At 67.6% G+C, this 16,696-nt stretch carries 14 protein-coding genes and 1 riboswitch; of the genes, 6 read left to right on the forward strand and 8 right to left on the reverse strand.

Features of this window, described 5'->3' with window-relative positions:
* Window positions 1–54 precede the first annotated feature (54 nt).
* A complete protein-coding gene (asnB, locus tag AB4Z55_RS12155) occupies window positions 55–1,980 on the reverse strand; it encodes an asparagine synthase (glutamine-hydrolyzing) (protein WP_354562852.1) in 1,926 nt (641 codons plus the stop codon).
* Between the two features lie 401 nt (window positions 1,981–2,381).
* On the opposite strand from asnB, the gene AB4Z55_RS12160 reads away from it, so the two are divergent.
* Complete coding sequence (locus tag AB4Z55_RS12160; RefSeq protein WP_004022917.1) at window positions 2,382–3,479, forward strand: cytochrome c oxidase subunit II; 1,098 nt, start codon at window positions 2,382–2,384, stop codon at window positions 3,477–3,479.
* Window positions 3,480–3,481: 2 nt separating this feature from the next.
* Complete coding sequence (locus AB4Z55_RS12165) at window positions 3,482–3,898, forward strand: cytochrome c oxidase subunit 4 (protein ID WP_004022916.1); 417 nt, start codon at window positions 3,482–3,484, stop codon at window positions 3,896–3,898.
* 122 nt (window positions 3,899–4,020) lie between these two features.
* On the opposite strand, the gene AB4Z55_RS12170 is transcribed toward AB4Z55_RS12165, so the two are convergent.
* The 5 genes from AB4Z55_RS12170 to AB4Z55_RS12190 form a co-directional block, all read right to left on the reverse strand.
* Complete coding sequence (locus tag AB4Z55_RS12170) at window positions 4,021–5,469, reverse strand: bifunctional phosphatase PAP2/diacylglycerol kinase family protein (RefSeq protein WP_239401224.1); 1,449 nt, start codon at window positions 5,467–5,469, stop codon at window positions 4,021–4,023.
* Window positions 5,470–5,665: 196 nt separating this feature from the next.
* On the reverse strand, window positions 5,666–7,288 hold the full coding sequence (locus tag AB4Z55_RS12175; RefSeq protein ID WP_004022914.1) for a cytochrome bc complex cytochrome b subunit: 1,623 nt from the start codon (window positions 7,286–7,288) through the stop codon (window positions 5,666–5,668).
* A complete protein-coding gene (locus AB4Z55_RS12180) occupies window positions 7,285–8,442 on the reverse strand; it encodes a ubiquinol-cytochrome c reductase iron-sulfur subunit (protein ID WP_004022913.1) in 1,158 nt (385 codons plus the stop codon). The genes AB4Z55_RS12175 and AB4Z55_RS12180 overlap by 4 nt, the downstream gene beginning before the upstream one ends.
* Window positions 8,439–9,335 (reverse strand): cytochrome c, encoded by an 897-nt coding sequence (locus tag AB4Z55_RS12185; RefSeq protein WP_004022912.1) that lies wholly within the window; start codon window positions 9,333–9,335, stop codon window positions 8,439–8,441. The genes AB4Z55_RS12180 and AB4Z55_RS12185 overlap by 4 nt, the downstream gene beginning before the upstream one ends.
* Window positions 9,336–9,390: 55 nt before the next feature.
* On the reverse strand, window positions 9,391–10,002 hold the full coding sequence (locus AB4Z55_RS12190) for a heme-copper oxidase subunit III (protein ID WP_081487040.1): 612 nt from the start codon (window positions 10,000–10,002) through the stop codon (window positions 9,391–9,393).
* A gap of 153 nt (window positions 10,003–10,155) precedes the next feature.
* Here AB4Z55_RS12190 and AB4Z55_RS12195 point away from each other — a divergent pair, with 153 nt between their 5' ends.
* Together AB4Z55_RS12195 and trpD are read left to right on the forward strand one after the other, a co-directional pair.
* Complete coding sequence (locus AB4Z55_RS12195; RefSeq protein ID WP_239401085.1) at window positions 10,156–10,641, forward strand: hypothetical protein; 486 nt, start codon at window positions 10,156–10,158, stop codon at window positions 10,639–10,641.
* 22 nt (window positions 10,642–10,663) lie between these two features.
* On the forward strand, window positions 10,664–11,734 hold the full coding sequence (gene trpD / locus AB4Z55_RS12200) for an anthranilate phosphoribosyltransferase (RefSeq protein WP_239401083.1): 1,071 nt from the start codon (window positions 10,664–10,666) through the stop codon (window positions 11,732–11,734).
* 37 nt (window positions 11,735–11,771) lie between these two features.
* Here trpD and AB4Z55_RS12205 read toward each other — a convergent pair whose 3' ends face one another.
* Both AB4Z55_RS12205 and AB4Z55_RS12210 read right to left on the reverse strand, forming a co-directional pair.
* Window positions 11,772–12,050: an Lrp/AsnC family transcriptional regulator gene (locus AB4Z55_RS12205; RefSeq protein WP_004022908.1), complete on the reverse strand. Its 279-nt coding sequence runs from the start codon at window positions 12,048–12,050 to the stop codon at window positions 11,772–11,774.
* A gap of 26 nt (window positions 12,051–12,076) precedes the next feature.
* Window positions 12,077–13,879: a DEDD exonuclease domain-containing protein gene (locus AB4Z55_RS12210; protein ID WP_369519794.1), complete on the reverse strand. Its 1,803-nt coding sequence runs from the start codon at window positions 13,877–13,879 to the stop codon at window positions 12,077–12,079.
* Window positions 13,880–14,491: 612 nt separating this feature from the next.
* Window positions 14,492–14,723: riboswitch (cyclic di-AMP (ydaO/yuaA leader) on the forward strand.
* Window positions 14,724–14,739: 16 nt separating this feature from the next.
* Here AB4Z55_RS12210 and AB4Z55_RS12215 point away from each other — a divergent pair.
* On the forward strand, window positions 14,740–15,423 hold the full coding sequence (locus tag AB4Z55_RS12215; RefSeq protein WP_369519795.1) for a C40 family peptidase: 684 nt from the start codon (window positions 14,740–14,742) through the stop codon (window positions 15,421–15,423).
* A gap of 232 nt (window positions 15,424–15,655) precedes the next feature.
* Window positions 15,656–16,693 (forward strand): NlpC/P60 family protein, encoded by a 1,038-nt coding sequence (locus AB4Z55_RS12220; RefSeq protein WP_239401222.1) that lies wholly within the window; start codon window positions 15,656–15,658, stop codon window positions 16,691–16,693.
* The last annotated feature ends 3 nt before the right edge of the window (window positions 16,694–16,696 follow it).

Raw genomic sequence — 16,696 nt, forward strand, 5'->3', positions numbered from 1 at the left:
GCTGTGGCCGGCGATTTCCGGGGCGGGTTGTGTTGCCGGAGAACGACTCTCGGACTAGACCCGCACCGGATAGGTGTGGTCGATGATCTCCGGGACGATCGTGCCCTCGACGAAGATGCCGTGCCAGACCATGAACATCAGGACCGTCCAGAGCCGGCGGCTGTTGTCCACCACGCCTTCTCGATGCTCGTCGAGCATCGCGACCACCGCGTCCTTGGCGAAGATGTGATCGGTCTGGGAGTGCGTGATGGTCTCGTGCGCCCAGTCGTACATCTCGGTGCCGGCAAGCCAATGCCGGATCGGAACCGGGAAGCCGAGCTTCTTGCGGTGCAGGACGTGCGCCGGGACGATCTGCTCCAGTGCCTTGCGCAGCGCGTATTTCGTTGTGCCGTGGGCGATCTTCTCGTCATGGGGCAGGCCCTCGGCGATCGCGAACACCTCCGGGTCGAGGAACGGCACCCGCAACTCGAGGGAGTTGGCCATCGTGATCTTGTCCGCCTTGACGAGGATGTCGCCGCGCAGCCAGGTGAACAGATCCAGATGCTGCATCCGGGCCACCGGATCCCACCCCTCGCTCATCGCGTAGATCGGGGCGGTGACGTCGGTGTGGGTCCATTCGGGGCGGTAGTCGCGCAGGACCGCGCGTAGTCGCGCGTCGTCGAAGCTGCGGGCGTTGCCGTAATAGCGCTCCTCGAGTGTGAGCGAACCGCGGTGCAGCAGGCTCTTGCCGCGCGTTCCCTCCGGGATCCGGTCGGAGATCTTCCCCGCCGCGCGACGCAGCGGCCGCGGCAGCCGATCGAAGGCGGCCAGGGACAACGGCTCCTTGTAGATCGTGTATCCGCCGAACAATTCGTCGGCGCCCTCGCCGGAGAGCACGACCTTGACGTGCTTACGTGCCTCGGCTGCCACGAAGTACAGCGGGACGAGCGCGGGGTCGGCGACCGGGTCGTCGAGGTACCAGACGATCGAGGGGATCGCCTCGATGAACTCCGACGGTCCGACGACCTTCACCACGTGGCGAGCGCCGATCGCCGCCGCCGACTCGGCGGCGACGTCGACCTCCGAATAACCCTCGCGCTCGAAGCCGGTGGTGAAGGTGATGAGGTCCGGGTTGTGCCGGATCGCCAGCGCGGCGATCGCCGTCGAGTCGATACCGCCGGACAGGAACGACCCGACCGTCACATCTGCCCGCATGTGCTTGGCGACCGAGTCGGCGAGTACGTCGGCGATCTCGTCGTAGCGCTTCTGCCGGGTGGCGTCGGTGACCGGGCGGACGCCGAACTGGGGAGTGAAATAGCGCCGGATCGACAGGGGACTGCCCGGTGTCGCGGTGGCATGGCAGCCCGACTCCAGTCGCCGGATCGAGGCGTGGATCGTCTCGGGTTCCGGGACGTACTGCAGCACCGTGTAGTGCTCGATCGCGCGGGGATCGAGTTCCGTCGACAACCCGATGCGTTCGATCAGTTCGAGCAGACTCTTCTTCTCGCTGCCGAAGACAAGCCCGCCGGGGCCCGATGCCACGAACAGAGGCTTGATGCCGAACGGGTCACGGGCGAGGAAGAGCGAGCGGTTCTCGGTGTCCCAGATCGCGAACGCGAACATGCCGCGCAGTCGCCGGACCGCGTCGGGTCCCCAGTGATGGAAGGCCGCGACGATCGCCTCGCTGTCGCCCTCGGTGCGGAACAGCGCGCCCTCGTCCCGGGCGAGCTCGGCCCGGATCTCGAGGTAGTTGTAGATCTCCCCGTTGAACACCAGCGCATACCGATCGGGATTCTCCGGCGGACCCCAGCGCAGGGGCTGATGCGAGTGCTCGATGTCGATGATCGAGAGCCGGTTGAAGCCGAACACGATGTCGTCGTCGTGCCAGGTGCCGGGTTCGTCGGGTCCGCGATGCCGCATGCAGTGCGAGGCCACCGCCACCGGATCGACGACCTCGGCGGCCGTTCCGTCGGATGTCAGCAGGCCGAGCAGACCACACACGTCTCGTTCTCTCCATTCGGTAGCCAGTCCAGGCGCAGGTTCCGACGCGGCGTCGGACCGCGTCCGAGTATGCCTGAAGCGGCCGGTCGTGTTCCGACACGGCGGGGTCGGGTGCCGCGCGGCGGGGACGTCGCCACCGGTCGCCGACATCGGTACGAGGCGGAAACGACGGGGACACGACCGGATCGCGCCCCGATTCCGACAGCTTCCGCGGGTTGGTCTACGCTGCGTAGTACTAGGTGCAAGAATTGCTGTGTGTCCACGGCAAGACCTTGCCCCGTGCAGGTCATGTGGCATGCACTCACCTCGGCGCGAGGGCGCCGGTGAGCGAGCAGGAAGGCGTGAAATTGGCACACGGTGGACGGCCCCGAGCGAGGCGTGTCTCATCAGCGTCGCGGACGATGAAGCGACTGGCATTCGTCGCCACTCTCGGCCTCGGCGCACTGCTGATGTCGGGTTGCGACGCCAGTGAGGCGATGCGTTTCGGTTGGCCCGAGGGCGTCACGCCCGACGGCAAAGAGATGGTCGATCTGTGGACCTGGTCGGTCATCGCAGCGCTCGTCATGGGCATCCTGGTGTGGGCGCTGATCTTCTGGACGATCACCTTCCACCGTGCGAACGACGCGAAGAAGGGCGTGTTCCCGCGCCAGACCGCATACAACGTGCCGCTCGAGCTCACCTACACGGCGATCCCGTTCGTCATCATCGCGGTGCTCTTCTACTTCACGGTCATCGTGCAGAACAACGTCGAGAGCAAGAACGACGACTCGAAGGTCGTCGTCGATGTGACCGCGTTCCAGTGGAACTGGAAGTTCGGCTACAACCAGGTCGAGTTCTCCGACGGCACGACCTACAACGGTTTCGAGCAGAACGGCAACCCGTTCGAGGTCCAGGCCCAGACCGGTAGTGGCGCCGAGACCGAACACGCCGGCAGCGACGAGGGTGGCGAGCACGGCGAGCTCCCGGGTCCCGCCGGTGGCCGTGACGACGACATCCGCGATTACCTGAAGTTCGACAAGATCGAGACGGTCGGCTCGTCGTCGGAGATCCCGGTGCTGGTCCTGCCGACCGGTAAGCGCATCGAGTTCAACATCGCCTCGGCCGACGTCATCCACTCGTTCTGGGTGCCGGAGTTCCTGTTCAAGCGCGACGTCTTCCCGTTCCCGGAGCAGAACGCGACCGACCCGGTCTTCCAGATCAAGTCGATCGACCGGACCGGCGCCTTCGTCGGCCGCTGCGCCGAGATGTGCGGCACGTACCACTCGATGATGAACTTCGAGGTCCGCGCGGTCGCCCCCGAGGACTTCGACAGCTACATCCGCTTCCGTGAGGCAAATCCCGGTGCCACCAACGCCGAGGCTCTCGCGGCGATCTGCCAGGCCCCGGAATCGGTCACCACGGTGCCGTTCGACACCCGCCGGGCCACCGACGGAACCGTCGGCGCAACCGGTGACCCGGACAACCCGACCCTCGCCAACTGCACCAAGAAAGTGAGCTGACGATGAAGATCGAGGCACGCCTCTTCGAGATGCTGACCGCCTTCTTCTTTCTGACGGGCGTCGCGTACACCCTGTTCACCGCTTTCACAAGCAAGGGCATCGAGTGGGTCGGCGTCGTCGGCCTGTTCTTCGCGGCCGGCCTGACGCTCATCGCGGGCACCTTCTTCCGCTTCGTCGCCCGACGCGTCGAGATCCGCCCGGAGGACTACGAAGACGCCGAGATCGAGGACGGCGCCGGCGAGCTGGGCTTCTTCAGCCCGCACTCGTGGTGGCCCATCCTGATCGCGCTCGGCGCCTCGACCTTCGCGGTCGGCTTCGCCACCGGCAACTTCTGGCTGTCGATCTTCGCGGCGGTGGTCATCATGGGTACGGCTGCCGGACTCGTCTTCGAGTACCACGTCGGTCCCGAGAAGCACTGAGCCGCCGCGGTATACGCGGTCGACGAACACATACGAAGCGCCCCACCGGATTCCGGTGGGGCGCTCTCGTGTCGCCGGTGTGGCCCGCCCGCAACGCTCGGGCGGGCCACCCGGATCGGAGCTCAGGGCCGCCTGGGGGCGACGGGCCGGAACACCTTGAGGGCGCGGTAGTCGACCCGGAAGTCGGCGTGGGAGTACGAATCCTCGACCTCGCCGTCATGCGACACGGCGACGGGACCGTCGACCGCGGTGAACCGGAACTCGGGCACCTGCATCTCGTGGTAGAGGTGAGAACGTTCGAGGCGTCCGACGGCGAGTGAGCCGAGCAGCCGTAGGGTCGCCCAGCGGTGACCGGTCTCGAGGATGCGCACGTCGAGGAGACCGTCGTCGAGTCGGACACGACGGGTCGGCAGGAATCCGGTCGGCTGGTAGATGGAGTTGCCGACGAGGAACAGGGACGCGTCGAGCACCCGTCCCTCCACCTCGATGCGTACGTGCGGATCCTTGCGGAGGACATGGAGTACGGCGGCCGCGGTCGCGAGAGGACGGCTGATCCGACGCTGTAGGCGCCGGCGGACCCGGACGAAGTCGGGGTGCGCGCCGATGCTCGCCGTGTTCAGGATCAGTCGGGAATCGTTGAGCCACACCGCATCGACACGTGACGCCGACCCCGAACGGACCGCCTCGATGGTGGCCTCCACCGTGCCGCAACCGATGTCGCGGGCGAAGTGGTTGAAGGTGCCCGCGGGGAACACCGCGAGCGGGATGTCGGCGGCGAGTGCCGGCCCGGCGGCGCACGCCACGGTACCGTCGCCACCCGCCACCCCGAGGATCGTGGCGCGCGTCGCGACGTCGGCGAACACGGCCGCCATGTCGTCGGTCTCGTCGAGCTCGATGATCTCGGCGGCCGGCAGTCGGCGGCGGATCTCCTCGAGGACCCGACGCCCACGGCCATCCGCGGAACCCGGATTCACGACGACGACCAGACCCACGCCGTCCGGGTTGCGGTCCGCGTCGACGACCGACGGGGCGGCCAGGGACAGCGACGGTTCGGTGATGGGCGGTACGACGCGCGCACCGATGGTCGCGATCGCGGCGCCGATGCCGAGCCCGGCGACCACATCACCGGGGTAGTGGGCGCCGGTGGCCACCCGGGACAAGCCGACCAGCCCGGCCAGTGCGGACAGCAGGAGACCCGCCGGCGGGTTCTCGACGGCAACACCGACGGCGAACGCCGCAGCGCTGGCCGAGTGACCCGAGGGCAGGGAATTCGACGTCGGGCGCCGGCGGCCGCGTCGTGGCACCGGGATGAGCCCGTGGGCCGGACGCGAGCGGCGACGCACACGTTTGGCGCCCTGGTTGGTCACCAGGCTCGTCACGGCGAGCGAGACGATGCCGCGCGCGGCACCGCGCTGCAGCGACGGACGTCCGGACACGGCGAGCCCGGCCGCGATGGCCATCCACAGCTTGGAGTGGTCGGCCGCCCGGGTGAGCGCCGGCATCGTCACGTCGAGAAGCGGGCTCGGTGAGCGGGCGATCGAATCGTAGATCTCGGCGTCGAGAGTGCCCATCCCACGGGTGATCTGGGACAGACCGGAACTTCGGGGCGGTCGGTGCATGGGGTCCACCGTGCCACACCGGCGAACGGTGCCGGGCCCTGACGCGGGGGAGGGGAGTGGTTCGACCCGGAAACGCACCGCGGGCCGTCGTGCACCCGATGGTGCTCGACGGCCCGCGGTGGGTCGTGCGGTGGGACTTCTCGCGTGGCTACTCGCCGAAGGGGTTGCCGCCCTTGGCCTGTAGCTCGCGGAGAGCCTTGCGTTCGCCTGCCTCGATCTCGTGCTCGAGTTCGACGTTGCGCAGCTGCTCCTCCAGCGGATCGGCCGTGAGGATCGAACCGGTACCCGGCGCGCCCGCGGAACCGAGCTTGTTCATCCGCTTCGGCAGCGCCGCACCCTCGTAGGGGAGCGGGATCGGGTGGCCGTGGCTGTCGACCGGGCCGAGCGGCTGGTGGACCTCGATGTACTCACCCTGCGGGAGACGCTTGATGATGCCGGTCTCGATGCCGTGTGCCAGGACCTCGCGGTCGCTGCGCTGCAACGAGAGCGCCCAACGGTAGGTGATGAAGTACACCAGCGGCGGCAGGATGATCAGGCCGATGCGTCCGATCCAGGTCGTCGCGTTGAGCGAGATGTGGAACTTGAACGCGATGATGTCGTTCATACACGCGATCGTCAGCAGGATGTAGAACGAGACCGCCATGGCGCCGATCGCAGTCCGCACCGGTGCGTCACGAGGACGCTGCAGCAGGTTGTGGTGCGCATCGTCGCCGGTGAGCTTCTTCTCGATCCACGGGTAGGCGAACATCAGGCCGAAGATGATCGTCATGATCAGCACGACCCAGTTCGACATCGGCACCGTGTAATTGCCCAGGTAGAGCTCCCACGCCGGGAACAGACGTATCAGGCCGTCGGTCCACATCATGTAGATGTCGGGCTGCGAACCCGCGGAGACCTGTGCCGGGTTGTACGGACCGATGTTCCAGACCGGGTTGATCTGGAAGATGCCCGACATGATCGCGAGCACGCCGGTGACGAAGGCGAACATCGCGCCGGCCTTGGCCGCGAACACCGGCATGATGCGGACACCGACGACGTTCTTCTCGGTGCGGCCGGGACCGGGGAACTGCGTGTGCTTCTGGTACCAGACGAGCGCGAGGTGCGCACCGATCAGCGCCAGGATGATGCCCGGGAAGAGCAGGATGTGCAGCACGTAGAGGCGCGGGATGATGATCACGCCGGGGAAGTCGCCGCCGAACAGCGCCCAGTGAATCCAGGTGCCGACCACCGGGATACCGAGGACGATGCCACTCATCGCGGCGCGGACGCCGGTGCCCGAGAGCAGGTCGTCGGGGAGCGAGTAGCCGAAGAAGCCCTCGAACATCGCCAGGATCAGCAGGAGGCAGCCGATGATCCAGTTGGCCTCGCGCGGACGGCGGAACGCACCGGTGAAGAAGATGCGCAGCATGTGCACGATGATCGACGCCGCGAACAGCAGTGCGGCCCAGTGGTGGATCTGACGGACGAACAGGCCACCGCGCACCTCGAACGAGATGTTCAGCGTGGTCTCGTACGCCTTGGTCATCATCACGCCGTTGAGCGGCTGGTAGGCGCCGTCGTAGACCACGCGCGTCATCGACGGATCGAAGAACAGCGACAGGTAGACACCGGAGACCAGCAGGATGATGAAGCTGTACAGCGCGATCTCACCCAGCATGAACGACCAGTGGGTGGGGAAGACCTTGTTGATCTGGCGACGCATACCCGCGGCCAGGTGATACCGCGAGTCGACTTCTTCGGCTTGAGTGCCGAGGCGTTCGGCGATGCTCATGACTTACGCTCCCAGAATGCCGGTCCTACGGGCTCGATGAAGTCGCCAGCGGCAACGAGGTAACCCTCATTGTTCACCGTGATCGGCAGCTGTGCCAGGGCACGGGCGGCCGGTCCGAAGATGGGCTTGGCGTACTCGAGTGCGTCGAACTGCGACTGATGGCAGGGACACAGGATGCGGTTGCTCCGCTGCTCGTAGAGCGAGGCGGGGCAGCCGAGGTGGCTGCACACCTTGGTGTAGGCGAAGTAGTCACCGTAGTTGAAGCTCTCCTGACCCTTGCGCTTGACGGCACGGGCCGCGTCCTCCGGACGCAGACGGATGAGCATGACGGGGTTGCGGACCTGGTGCAGGCCCTCCTCCAGCAGGTGGCGGGAGTGCTCGGACTCGCCGAACCCGTCCGAACGACGCCAGGGGAACACGGTCTCCATACCGCCTGCGTCGAGATCTTCCGGCCGGACCAGGGCGACCTGGAACGGATTGCCGGTGTCGCGCCGCAGGTAGATGGTCTCGTTGGGAGCTTCCGGCGGGTTGTAGATCGGCGACCATCCCGAGTGCCACAGCGGCGAGTCGGCACCCTCGGCCCACGGGTTCTTGATGAAACCGCCGAGGAAGGCGACGAGTCCGGTGAGCGCGAACGCACCGAGACCGAACCCGGCCGAGCCGATGATCATCTTGCGGCGACCGAGGGTCGAGGTGGTGCCGGTGTCCTGCAGCAGGCCGACGATCGTCTTCTTGTCGACCTCGGCCGATCCACCGTCGTGACGGTCCTGGACCGAGATCTCCGCCGGGATGAACTTCTTGGTGATGAGGATCATCGCGACGCCGATGGCGAACACCGAGAGGCCGAACGTCACACCGAGGAGCGGCGTGTTGAACGTGTACCACCAGTAGTTCGGGTCATCGGGGAGCGCGAACTCCCAGTGGTTGAAGAGGAAGATGCCGAGGCAGGCCAGGGCGGAGACGCCGGCGATGGTGAACCAGATGGCCACCTGACGCTCGGCGCGCTTCTCGACCCGGGTACCGGGCACGGTGTAACGCTCGGACCGGTGGATGATCTCGACGCCGTCGAGATTGGTACCGAGTTTGACGAGCTCGTCGGTGCTCATCTGGTCGAGTTCGTCCCGCGACGGGACATCCTTGTCGTTCGCGCTCATGCTCGAGATCCCATCCACATGGCGCCTGCGACGATGGCGATGACGCCGACGAACCACATGACCATGCCTTCACTGACCGGGCCGAAACCGCCGAGTCCGAGTCCGCCGCTGGGCTTCGCCTCGGTCGCGTACTTGACGTAGGCGATCACGTCCCTTTTCTCTTCCGGATCCAACTGGCGGTTCGAGAACTTGGGCATGTTCTGCGGACCGGTCAGCATCGCGGTGTAGATCTGTGCCTCGTTGACCCCGTCGAGGTTCGGCGCGAACTTGCCCGAGGACAACGCTCCGCCGCGCCCGGTGAAGTTGTGGCACGACGCGCAGTTCAGGCGGAACAGTTCGCTGCCCCGGCCGATGCTGTCGCCGCGCAGGGACTCCTGCGCGACCGAGCCGTCGGCGTTGCGCGGGACCTGCGGTCCGCCGCCCTCGGCCTGGATGAAGGCGCCGAGCTGGTCGATCTGCTCGGTCGTGAACTTCGCGGGCTTGCGCTGGGCCTGCGCCTCGCCGCGAGCCGCGGGCATACGTCCGGTCGAGACCTGGAAGTAGACGGCGGCGTCACCGACACCGAGCAGCGCGGGACCACGATCGGGCACACCCTGGAGGTTGGCGCCGTGGCAGGTGATGCACGAGGTCTCGTAGAGCTTCTGACCGTCGTCGATCATCGCGGCGTTGCTCTCGTCGGCGACCGCGACCTGGGGGTCGGGGGTCAGGACCGAGGCGAGGACGCCTGCCATGACGAGACCGGCCAGCAGCACGATGGTGCCGGTGGCGCGCCGACGGAGCTTGCGTCGTGTCTTGGCGCGGCGGCCGGCGTCGCGTGCAGAGGAGCGTCGGGCCGAGGCATCGGGTCCGACCTCGGTGCCGCTATCCGACGGACGCGGTGGAGATGAACTCATCTGTGACTCTCTACTAAGCGGGACGGGCTGTTGTTCTAGAGCGAGGTCGCCGATGTCATCGGATGAAGTAGATCGTGACGAAGAGTCCGATCCACACGATGTCGACGAAGTGCCAGTAGTAAGAGACAACGATTGCGGCGGTTGCCTGCGCCGGCGTGAACTTCGACAGCTTGGTCCGGATGAGCAGGTAGACGAACGCGATCAGACCACCGATGACGTGGAGGCCGTGGAAGCCGGTCGTCATGTAGAAGACCGAGCCATAGGCGTCTGACGCGAGGGTCGTGCCGTGCTCGACCAGGTGGTAGTACTCGTACGCCTGACCGCAGACGAAGAACGTGCCCATTGCCAGGGTGATGACGTACCAGCGGCGGAGGCCGAAGACGTCACCGCGTTCGGCAGCGAAGACGCCCATCTGGCAGGTCACCGAGGAGAGGATCAGCACCGTCGTCACCGGGATGGCGAGGGCGAGATTCAGCTCGGTCGGCGGCGGCGGCCAGCCGACCGCCGAGTTGGCACGGGCGACGAAATACATCGCGAAGAGGCCAGCGAAGAACATGAGCTCACTGGACAGCCACACAATCGTGCCGACGCTGACCATGTTGGGCCGGTTCAGCGAGTGCACGCGCGAGGTGATGGCTGTTCCTGAGGTACCTACAGCGCTTGTCACAAGTGAAGTATGACGGTTCGTAGTAAGCGGTGGCCACCCGGGTCGGAAATTGCCTCCGAGTAATTCTCCCGGTGCAGGTCCGCGCCGGTATCGGCCAGCCGTCGGCGTGTCCTGGAGGCGCCTGGCGCGGGCCCGGCTCGCTACCGTGTGTTCATGTCGAGTTCGACCTCACCCGGCCCCCGCGATCTCAACGGCCGTGTGGTCGAGCAGAGCCGCTTGGCCCGTCTCCGTGCGCGCCTTCGCCCGCGTGCCGAGGCGGGACCGCTGACACTGGACCAACGGGTGGAGGTGGTGGCGAGTTCCGATGACGATGCGATCGCGAGTTCGGTCGCCCTCGACGCGTCGTCGTGGCGGGCGGCCGAGGAGGTCATCCTGCGCCATCACGTCGAGGTGCCGCCCGAGCGGCGGTCCGAGGCGGCGGCCGTCGCCGCCCTCGACGGCTACGAGTCGGTCGAGGACGAGCGCTGGGGTCCGAGACCGGCGGCGCGCGAGGACGGACTGGTGGTCCTGGTCCTGGCGCGGGTCCAATTGCTCGACGCCATGCATCTGTCGCAAGAACGATCCCGCATGGCCAGCCTCGGCTCGCGGCACGGCGGATTCGTGCGCGAGTGGGCCGTCCTCCAGCGTCCGTCCGGCTGAGCAGACACTAGGCTTTCTCCTCGTGAGTACCGCACAGTCCGACTTCAGCTGGCCGCAGATCCTCGGCAAGATCGTCGATCGCCTCGACCTGAGCGCGGACGAGGCCGCGTGGGCGATGAACGAGATCATGACCGACAGCGCGACCGGCGCTCAGGTCGCCGCCTTCGGCGTCGGCGTGAAGATGAAGGGGGCGGCGCCCGCGGAGCTCCTCGGATTGTCGCGGGCGATGCTCGATCACGCGACGCTCGTGGACGTCAGCCGGCCGGCGGTCGACGTGGTCGGCACCGGCGGTGACCGGTCGCACACGGTGAACATCTCGACGATGACGTCGATCGTCATCGCCGCCTCGGGGGTCGCGGTGGTCAAGCACGGCAACCGGGCGGCGTCGTCGAAGAGCGGCGGTGCCGACGTGCTCGAGGCGCTGGGCGTGAACATCTCCCTCGACGCCGCGGCGGTCGCCCGATGTGTCGACGAACTGGGGATCGGGTTCTGCTTCGCGCCCGTGTTCCATCCCGCGTTCCGGTTCACCGGCCCCCCGCGCAAGGAGATCGGCATCCCGACCGTATTCAACGTGCTGGGGCCGCTGACCAACCCCGCGACACCGTCGCGCGGGCTGATCGGCTGCGCATTCGCCGACCTGGCCCCGGTCCTGGCCCGGGCCTTCGCCGAGCGCGGCGGCTCCGCGCTGGTGGTCCGCGGCGACGACGGTCTCGACGAACTGACGACCACCACCACGTCGACGGTGTGGCAGGTCATCGCGGGGGAGGTCAACGAACTCAGCGTGGATCCCACCGATCTGGGCATCGCGCGCGTTGAACTGTCGTCTCTGCAGGGCGGTGACGCGACGGTCAATGCCGCGATCGCGCGCGAGCTCCTGGCCGGGACCACCGGTCCGGTCCGCGACGCGGTGCTGCTGAATTCGGCCGGGGCCATCGTCGCCTTCGAACAAGACGCACCCATGACCTCGGCGGAACTGACCGACGCGCTGGGCGCGGCGAAGGGCCGCGCCGCGGAGGCGATCGACAACGGTGCCGCCGCGGACCTGCTGCAGCGGTGGGCCGATCTCAGCGGTCAGCTCGCGGCACACGCCTGACGACTGCAGGGCCCTCATCACCTGACGTGCTGGTGAGTCAGTTCTCGCCGATGGAGAATCCGCCCTCGACGTCGGAGCTGGAGTAGCTGCGGAAGGCGATGTGGGTGGCGCTCTTGAGCACGCCCGGGAGCCGGTTGATCTCGCCGGTGACGACCGTCGCGATCTGCTCGTGGTCGCGCACCCGGATCTTCGCGATCAGGTCGACGTCGCCCGCGCAGGAGTACACCTCTTCGACCCCGGGGATGTCGGCGACGGCCTGTGCCGTCTCCGGGATGCGGTGGATGTCGGCCTGGATGAGGACGATGGCAGTGATCATGCCGTCAGCCTAGTGGTGTGTCCGGGTCAGCTCGCCTGTCGCACGCGAGGGTGGGTGCCGGGCCTGGCCGCACGTGCGTCGTGCGCCGACTGCGACCAGCCGAGCCGGCGTTCGGCGGAGCCGGCCGGTAGTGCGACCGGCTCGCTCGTCGAGACGATGCGCGCGCCCGGCTCGGTCATCCAGCGGTAGACGAGACCGACCTCCTCGGCCGGCGCGCCGCGCAGCGGTCCGTCGCCGGCCAGCACGGTCTCGGCCGCGGCGACCAGTGCGTCGACGACGGGCATGGGGGAGACGCCGCGTCGTGCCCGTCCGGCTGCCGCGAGGCGTCCGTGCCGGATCACCGCGAACTGCCATCCCCGTTCGCCGTCGGGTCGCGCGACGACGATCTCGGCGATCGCGCAGAGCGCCGCCAGCCGCTGACAGCGGGCGAGGGTGTCTATTGTCAGCGCGAGCCGGTCCCGGTGTCGCGCCGCCGTCTCGAACATGTGGGCCTGCGCGAGGTCGGCGAGGCGTGCGGTGAGGCCGTCGAGGAGTTCGTCGGCCTCACCCCGCATGAGGCGTCGAGCCGCGGTGACGCGCGGGGAGTAGTCGGGGACCGTCTGTGGTTGCGCGGTGGCGGCCCGGCACGAGCCCGGGCGTCGGCGTCCGTCGGCGTCGGGGCACCAGTGGTAGCCGTTGGCGCCGAGCCGCTTGGTGCACGTCCGCAGGCCGGCGGCCGCCGAGATCACATCGGCGACGGTCGCCGCGTTGGTGCGGTTGCCGACCGGGCCGACGGATTCGTCGGTGGGCGTGCGACCGACCTTCAGGCGCGGGAAGCGCTCTTCGGTCAGGGTCACCCACCATCCCTTGTGCGGCTGCGTCGAACGACGGTTGTACGCCGGTGCGTGTGCGCCCAGCAGCCGTAGTTCGCGAACCGCGGCCTCCAGGGGATGGGAGCACTCCACGAAGTCGACCCGTTGGGCGAGGAGCACCATCTCGGCGATGCGGCGACGCGGGTCGCTCCCGCTGAAATACGACCGGACCCGACGGCGGAGGTCCACCGCGGTACCCACATAGAGGACCTCGTCCGACGGTCCGCGGAAGAGGTAGACACCGGGACGGGAGGGAACGTGGTCGGCCAGCGTGCGCTTGGCCCGTAGCCGCGGGTCGGTCCGTGGAAGGTAGGACGTCAGGTCACCGACGGTCGCGATGCCCTGGTTGCCGACGCGTTCGAGGAGTCGGTGGAAGACCTCCACCGTGGCGCGCGCGTCGTCGAGTGCCCGGTGGGTGGGTCGCACCGCGACGTCGAACAGGTCGGCGAGGGCGCTGAGCTTGACGGTCGGTGCCTCGTCGCGGGTGAGGATGCGCCGGGCCATGGTCACCGTGCACAGGGTCAGGCCGAACGTCCACGGGAGCTGGAGCCGGATCGCGTTCTGGCGCAGGAAGCCCATGTCGAATCGAGCGTTGTGCGCCACCAGGATGGAGCCGCGGGCGAACTCGAAGAACGAGGGCAGGACCGACTCGATCCGCGGTGCGTCGGTCAGCATGGCCGTGGTGATGCCGGTCAGGGTGACGATCTGCGGAGGGATGGGCCGGCCGGGATCGACGAGGGTGGCGAACTCGCCGATGATCTCGCCGCCGCGGATCTTGACCGCGCCGATCTCGGTGATCCGGTCGCGTGCCGGATCGGAGCCGGTGGTCTCCAGGTCGACCACGACGAGAGTCGTGTCGAAGAGGGAGCGGTCGCTGAACTCGTTCGACGAGTCACCCGTGGCCACCTGATCGGCGGCCTCCAGGTCGGCGAAGGTGAGCTGCCCGGCGGGGGAGCCGGCCACGCTGGTCTGCGTCACCCGGCGAACACTAGTTCGATCCACCGACAGCGCGACGGCGGCGCACCGAGCGTCGCTCATGTGACTGCTGTGACTGCTGTGTCGATCGCTGTTCGACGGACTTGTCGGTGGTCGCTCCTACTCTCCACCTGGACGTGAGAAATGCGGTGTTCTCACGGTGACCACGACCCCTACGAGGGCCCACACGGCCCCGCCTCACCAGATGAGATGGAGATCACACTATGTACGTCGACTGCGCGCGCTGCCCCGCCCGTCCCGTCGCCTGTGACGGGTGCATGATGACGGTGCTGTTTGGCGGTCCGAGCTGGGACGATATGGCGGACCAAGGTGGAGTTTCGGTAACGGCGGCAACGGTCGAGGCGGACGCCGAGATCGACCTCGCCATCGACGTTCTGCAGGCTGCTGCAATGGTGACGAGTAGTGCTGCACGATCTGCAAGATCCGCCAAAGAAGCAGTTCAGGGGCCAGATCGGCAGGCCTCTGTGACGGTCCTCAGGGCGGGCTGAGAATCGGCCCAGGTTTGGCTGTCCGTCGCCTAGTGGACAGGGCGCATCCGATTTCGTAACCTTTCTGAGACCTTGCGGAGCGTCCCGCTTCAACAGAAGTGGTCCGCAGTAGTCACCGCTCAATCGCCCTCGCGGCGAACCGGGGAACCACAACCTTCGGGCGGGCTCGTCGGAGCGCATCACCATCGATGCGCTTCTCGCGAAACCGTTCCGAATCGGGGTGAATCGCGTTGCCACGCATGAGTGTCCAGTGGATACCTCATGCGCGAAACACGCGTAGGGCCACTCTTCCGGCCCGAACCCGACAGCTAACTCGGTCGGCGGTACAGGAAGATCTGAAGGAGAACTCGCTTCGTGGCCAAACATCGTTTGGAACAGCCCAATCGTGGCAGCACGGTCGCCAGGAAGGCGGTGATCGCCGGATCGATCACGCTCGGTTCGCTCGCCGCCGCCGCAGGCCCTGCTCTCGCCGCCCCGGTCCACACCCCGCTGGGCACTTTCGAGATCCCGGCACTGCCCGGTGCGAAGGCCCCGGAGGCCAAGCCCGCACCTCAGGCCACACCCGTGAAGAAGTCGCCCGCGGCCACGGTCGAGATCCCCAACCTGGGACAGTTCACCGTGCCGGGTATCGCGCCGGACCAGATTCCGCAGCAGTTCCGCCCGCAGGGCGGCGCCCCGCTCGGCCAGCCGCAGCTGACCGCAGGTGAGAAGGCCGTCAAGGCCGCGGAGAGCAAGATCGGCTCCCCGTACTCCTACGGCTCCGCCGGCCCCAACGCCTTCGACTGCTCGGGTCTCGTCTACTGGTCCTACAAGCAGGCCGGCAAGAACATCCCGCGTGACAGCTACGGCCAGCTCGGTGGCGGACGCGCGGTGTCCTACTCCGACGCCAAGCCCGGCGACGTGATGATCTTCAACGGTGGCGGCCACGCCGGCATCTACGTCGGCAACGGCCAGTTCGTCCACTCGTCCAACTACGGCACGCCGGTCAAGCGCGACGCCGTCAAGGAGTGGACGCTGACGGGCATCCGTCGGTACTGACCACAACCGAACACGAACAGACTGAGCACGAGGGTCTCTGGACGGGCGGGTCGCGTGGATCGCGATCCGCCCGAACCAGTCCCGGGGGCCTGTCGGCGGCCTAGGGTGGTCGACGGGACGTGGGGCACGGGTGACGACGACCCGGGTTGCTCAGGGAGCGACGAGCACACACGAGGGAGTGAGTAGGACCGTGCTGATCGGGGAGGGACGGGCTCGCGCAACGCGGCCACGTATGCGTTCGGGTCCGCTGATGCTTGCGGTCTGCGTCCTGTCGGCGCTCGCCGTGCTCGTACCGACGGTCGGTGGCGGGGTCGGTGCCGCCCGCGCGGTGCCCGCGCGTTCGGCGGATCAACTGCTCGACCGTTACAAGCAGCTCGGCGTCGACGCGGAGAAGACCACCGAGGCGATGCACAACGCGAAGATCGAATACGACAAGCAGCGCGGCATCGTGACGGCGGCCAAGACAGCGGCGGCCGAGGCGCAGCAGAAGCTCGACACGAGCCGTGCCCAGCTCGCGGTGCATCAGAACCGGGTCGACGCGATCGTGCGCGCCAGCTACCAGGGTGCCCGCGTGAGCGGCCTCTACGCGGTGATGATCAGCGACTCCCCCCAGGCATTGCTCGACCAGATGTCGGGCCTGGACATGATCTCCCGTCAGGCGTCGGCGGATCTCACCGCCATCAAGAAGGTCCGTGCTCAGACGGCGGTCGCGAAGAAAGACGCCGAGCAGACGGCAGTGGCGGCCTCCGAGGCGGTCTCCCGCGCCGAGCGCGTGCGCGGTGATCTGCAGACGAAGCAGGCCGACCTGCAGCTCCAGGCGATCCAGATCCGGGCGATCTACAAGTCCATGACCGGCAAGCAGCTCGCCGCGCTCCGCGGACCCACCTTCGACTTCGATCCGCGCCTGGTGCCCAGGGGCACCGCTGCCGGACTCGTCGCGGTTCAGGCCGCCCTGACCCGGATCGGTGATCCGTACGTGTGGGGCGCCACCGGACCCAACTCGTTCGACTGCTCGGGTCTCATGGTCTGGGCGTTCAAGCAGGCGGGCAAGACCATCCCGCGCTCGAGCGAGGCGCAGATGGGTGGCGGGCAATCCGTCGGCCGCGACGATCTGAAGCCGGGTGACCTGATCATCTACTACCCCGACGCGCACCACGTCGGCATGTACGTCGGCGACGGCTATGTCATCCATGCGTCGACCTTCGGCGTCCCGGTGAAGGTGGTGCCGATCGACGAGGCCGGCCCGTACAACTCCGCCCGCCGGTTCTAGTCC

Origin of the sequence: Gordonia sp. ABKF26, assembly GCF_041103195.1 — a bacterium.
Taxonomy (GTDB): domain Bacteria; phylum Actinomycetota; class Actinomycetes; order Mycobacteriales; family Mycobacteriaceae; genus Gordonia; species Gordonia terrae.

Bases quoted from the DNA above. Each gene is read 5' to 3' on its own strand.
- AB4Z55_RS12160 (WP_004022917.1), top strand. From the start codon at position 2,382: ATGAAGCGACTGGCATTCGTCGCCACTCTCGGCCTCGGCGCACTGCTG.
- AB4Z55_RS12165 (WP_004022916.1), top strand. From the start codon at position 3,482: ATGAAGATCGAGGCACGCCTCTTCGAGATGCTGACCGCCTTCTTCTTT.
- AB4Z55_RS12170 (WP_239401224.1), bottom strand. From the start codon at position 5,469: ATGGGCACTCTCGACGCCGAGATCTACGATTCGATCGCCCGCTCACCG.
- AB4Z55_RS12175 (WP_004022914.1), bottom strand. From the start codon at position 7,288: ATGAGCATCGCCGAACGCCTCGGCACTCAAGCCGAAGAAGTCGACTCG.
- AB4Z55_RS12180 (WP_004022913.1), bottom strand. From the start codon at position 8,442: ATGAGCGCGAACGACAAGGATGTCCCGTCGCGGGACGAACTCGACCAG.
- AB4Z55_RS12185 (WP_004022912.1), bottom strand. From the start codon at position 9,335: ATGAGTTCATCTCCACCGCGTCCGTCGGATAGCGGCACCGAGGTCGGA.
- AB4Z55_RS12195 (WP_239401085.1), top strand. From the start codon at position 10,156: ATGTCGAGTTCGACCTCACCCGGCCCCCGCGATCTCAACGGCCGTGTG.
- AB4Z55_RS12205 (WP_004022908.1), bottom strand. From the start codon at position 12,050: ATGATCACTGCCATCGTCCTCATCCAGGCCGACATCCACCGCATCCCG.
- AB4Z55_RS12220 (WP_239401222.1), top strand. From the start codon at position 15,656: ATGCGTTCGGGTCCGCTGATGCTTGCGGTCTGCGTCCTGTCGGCGCTC.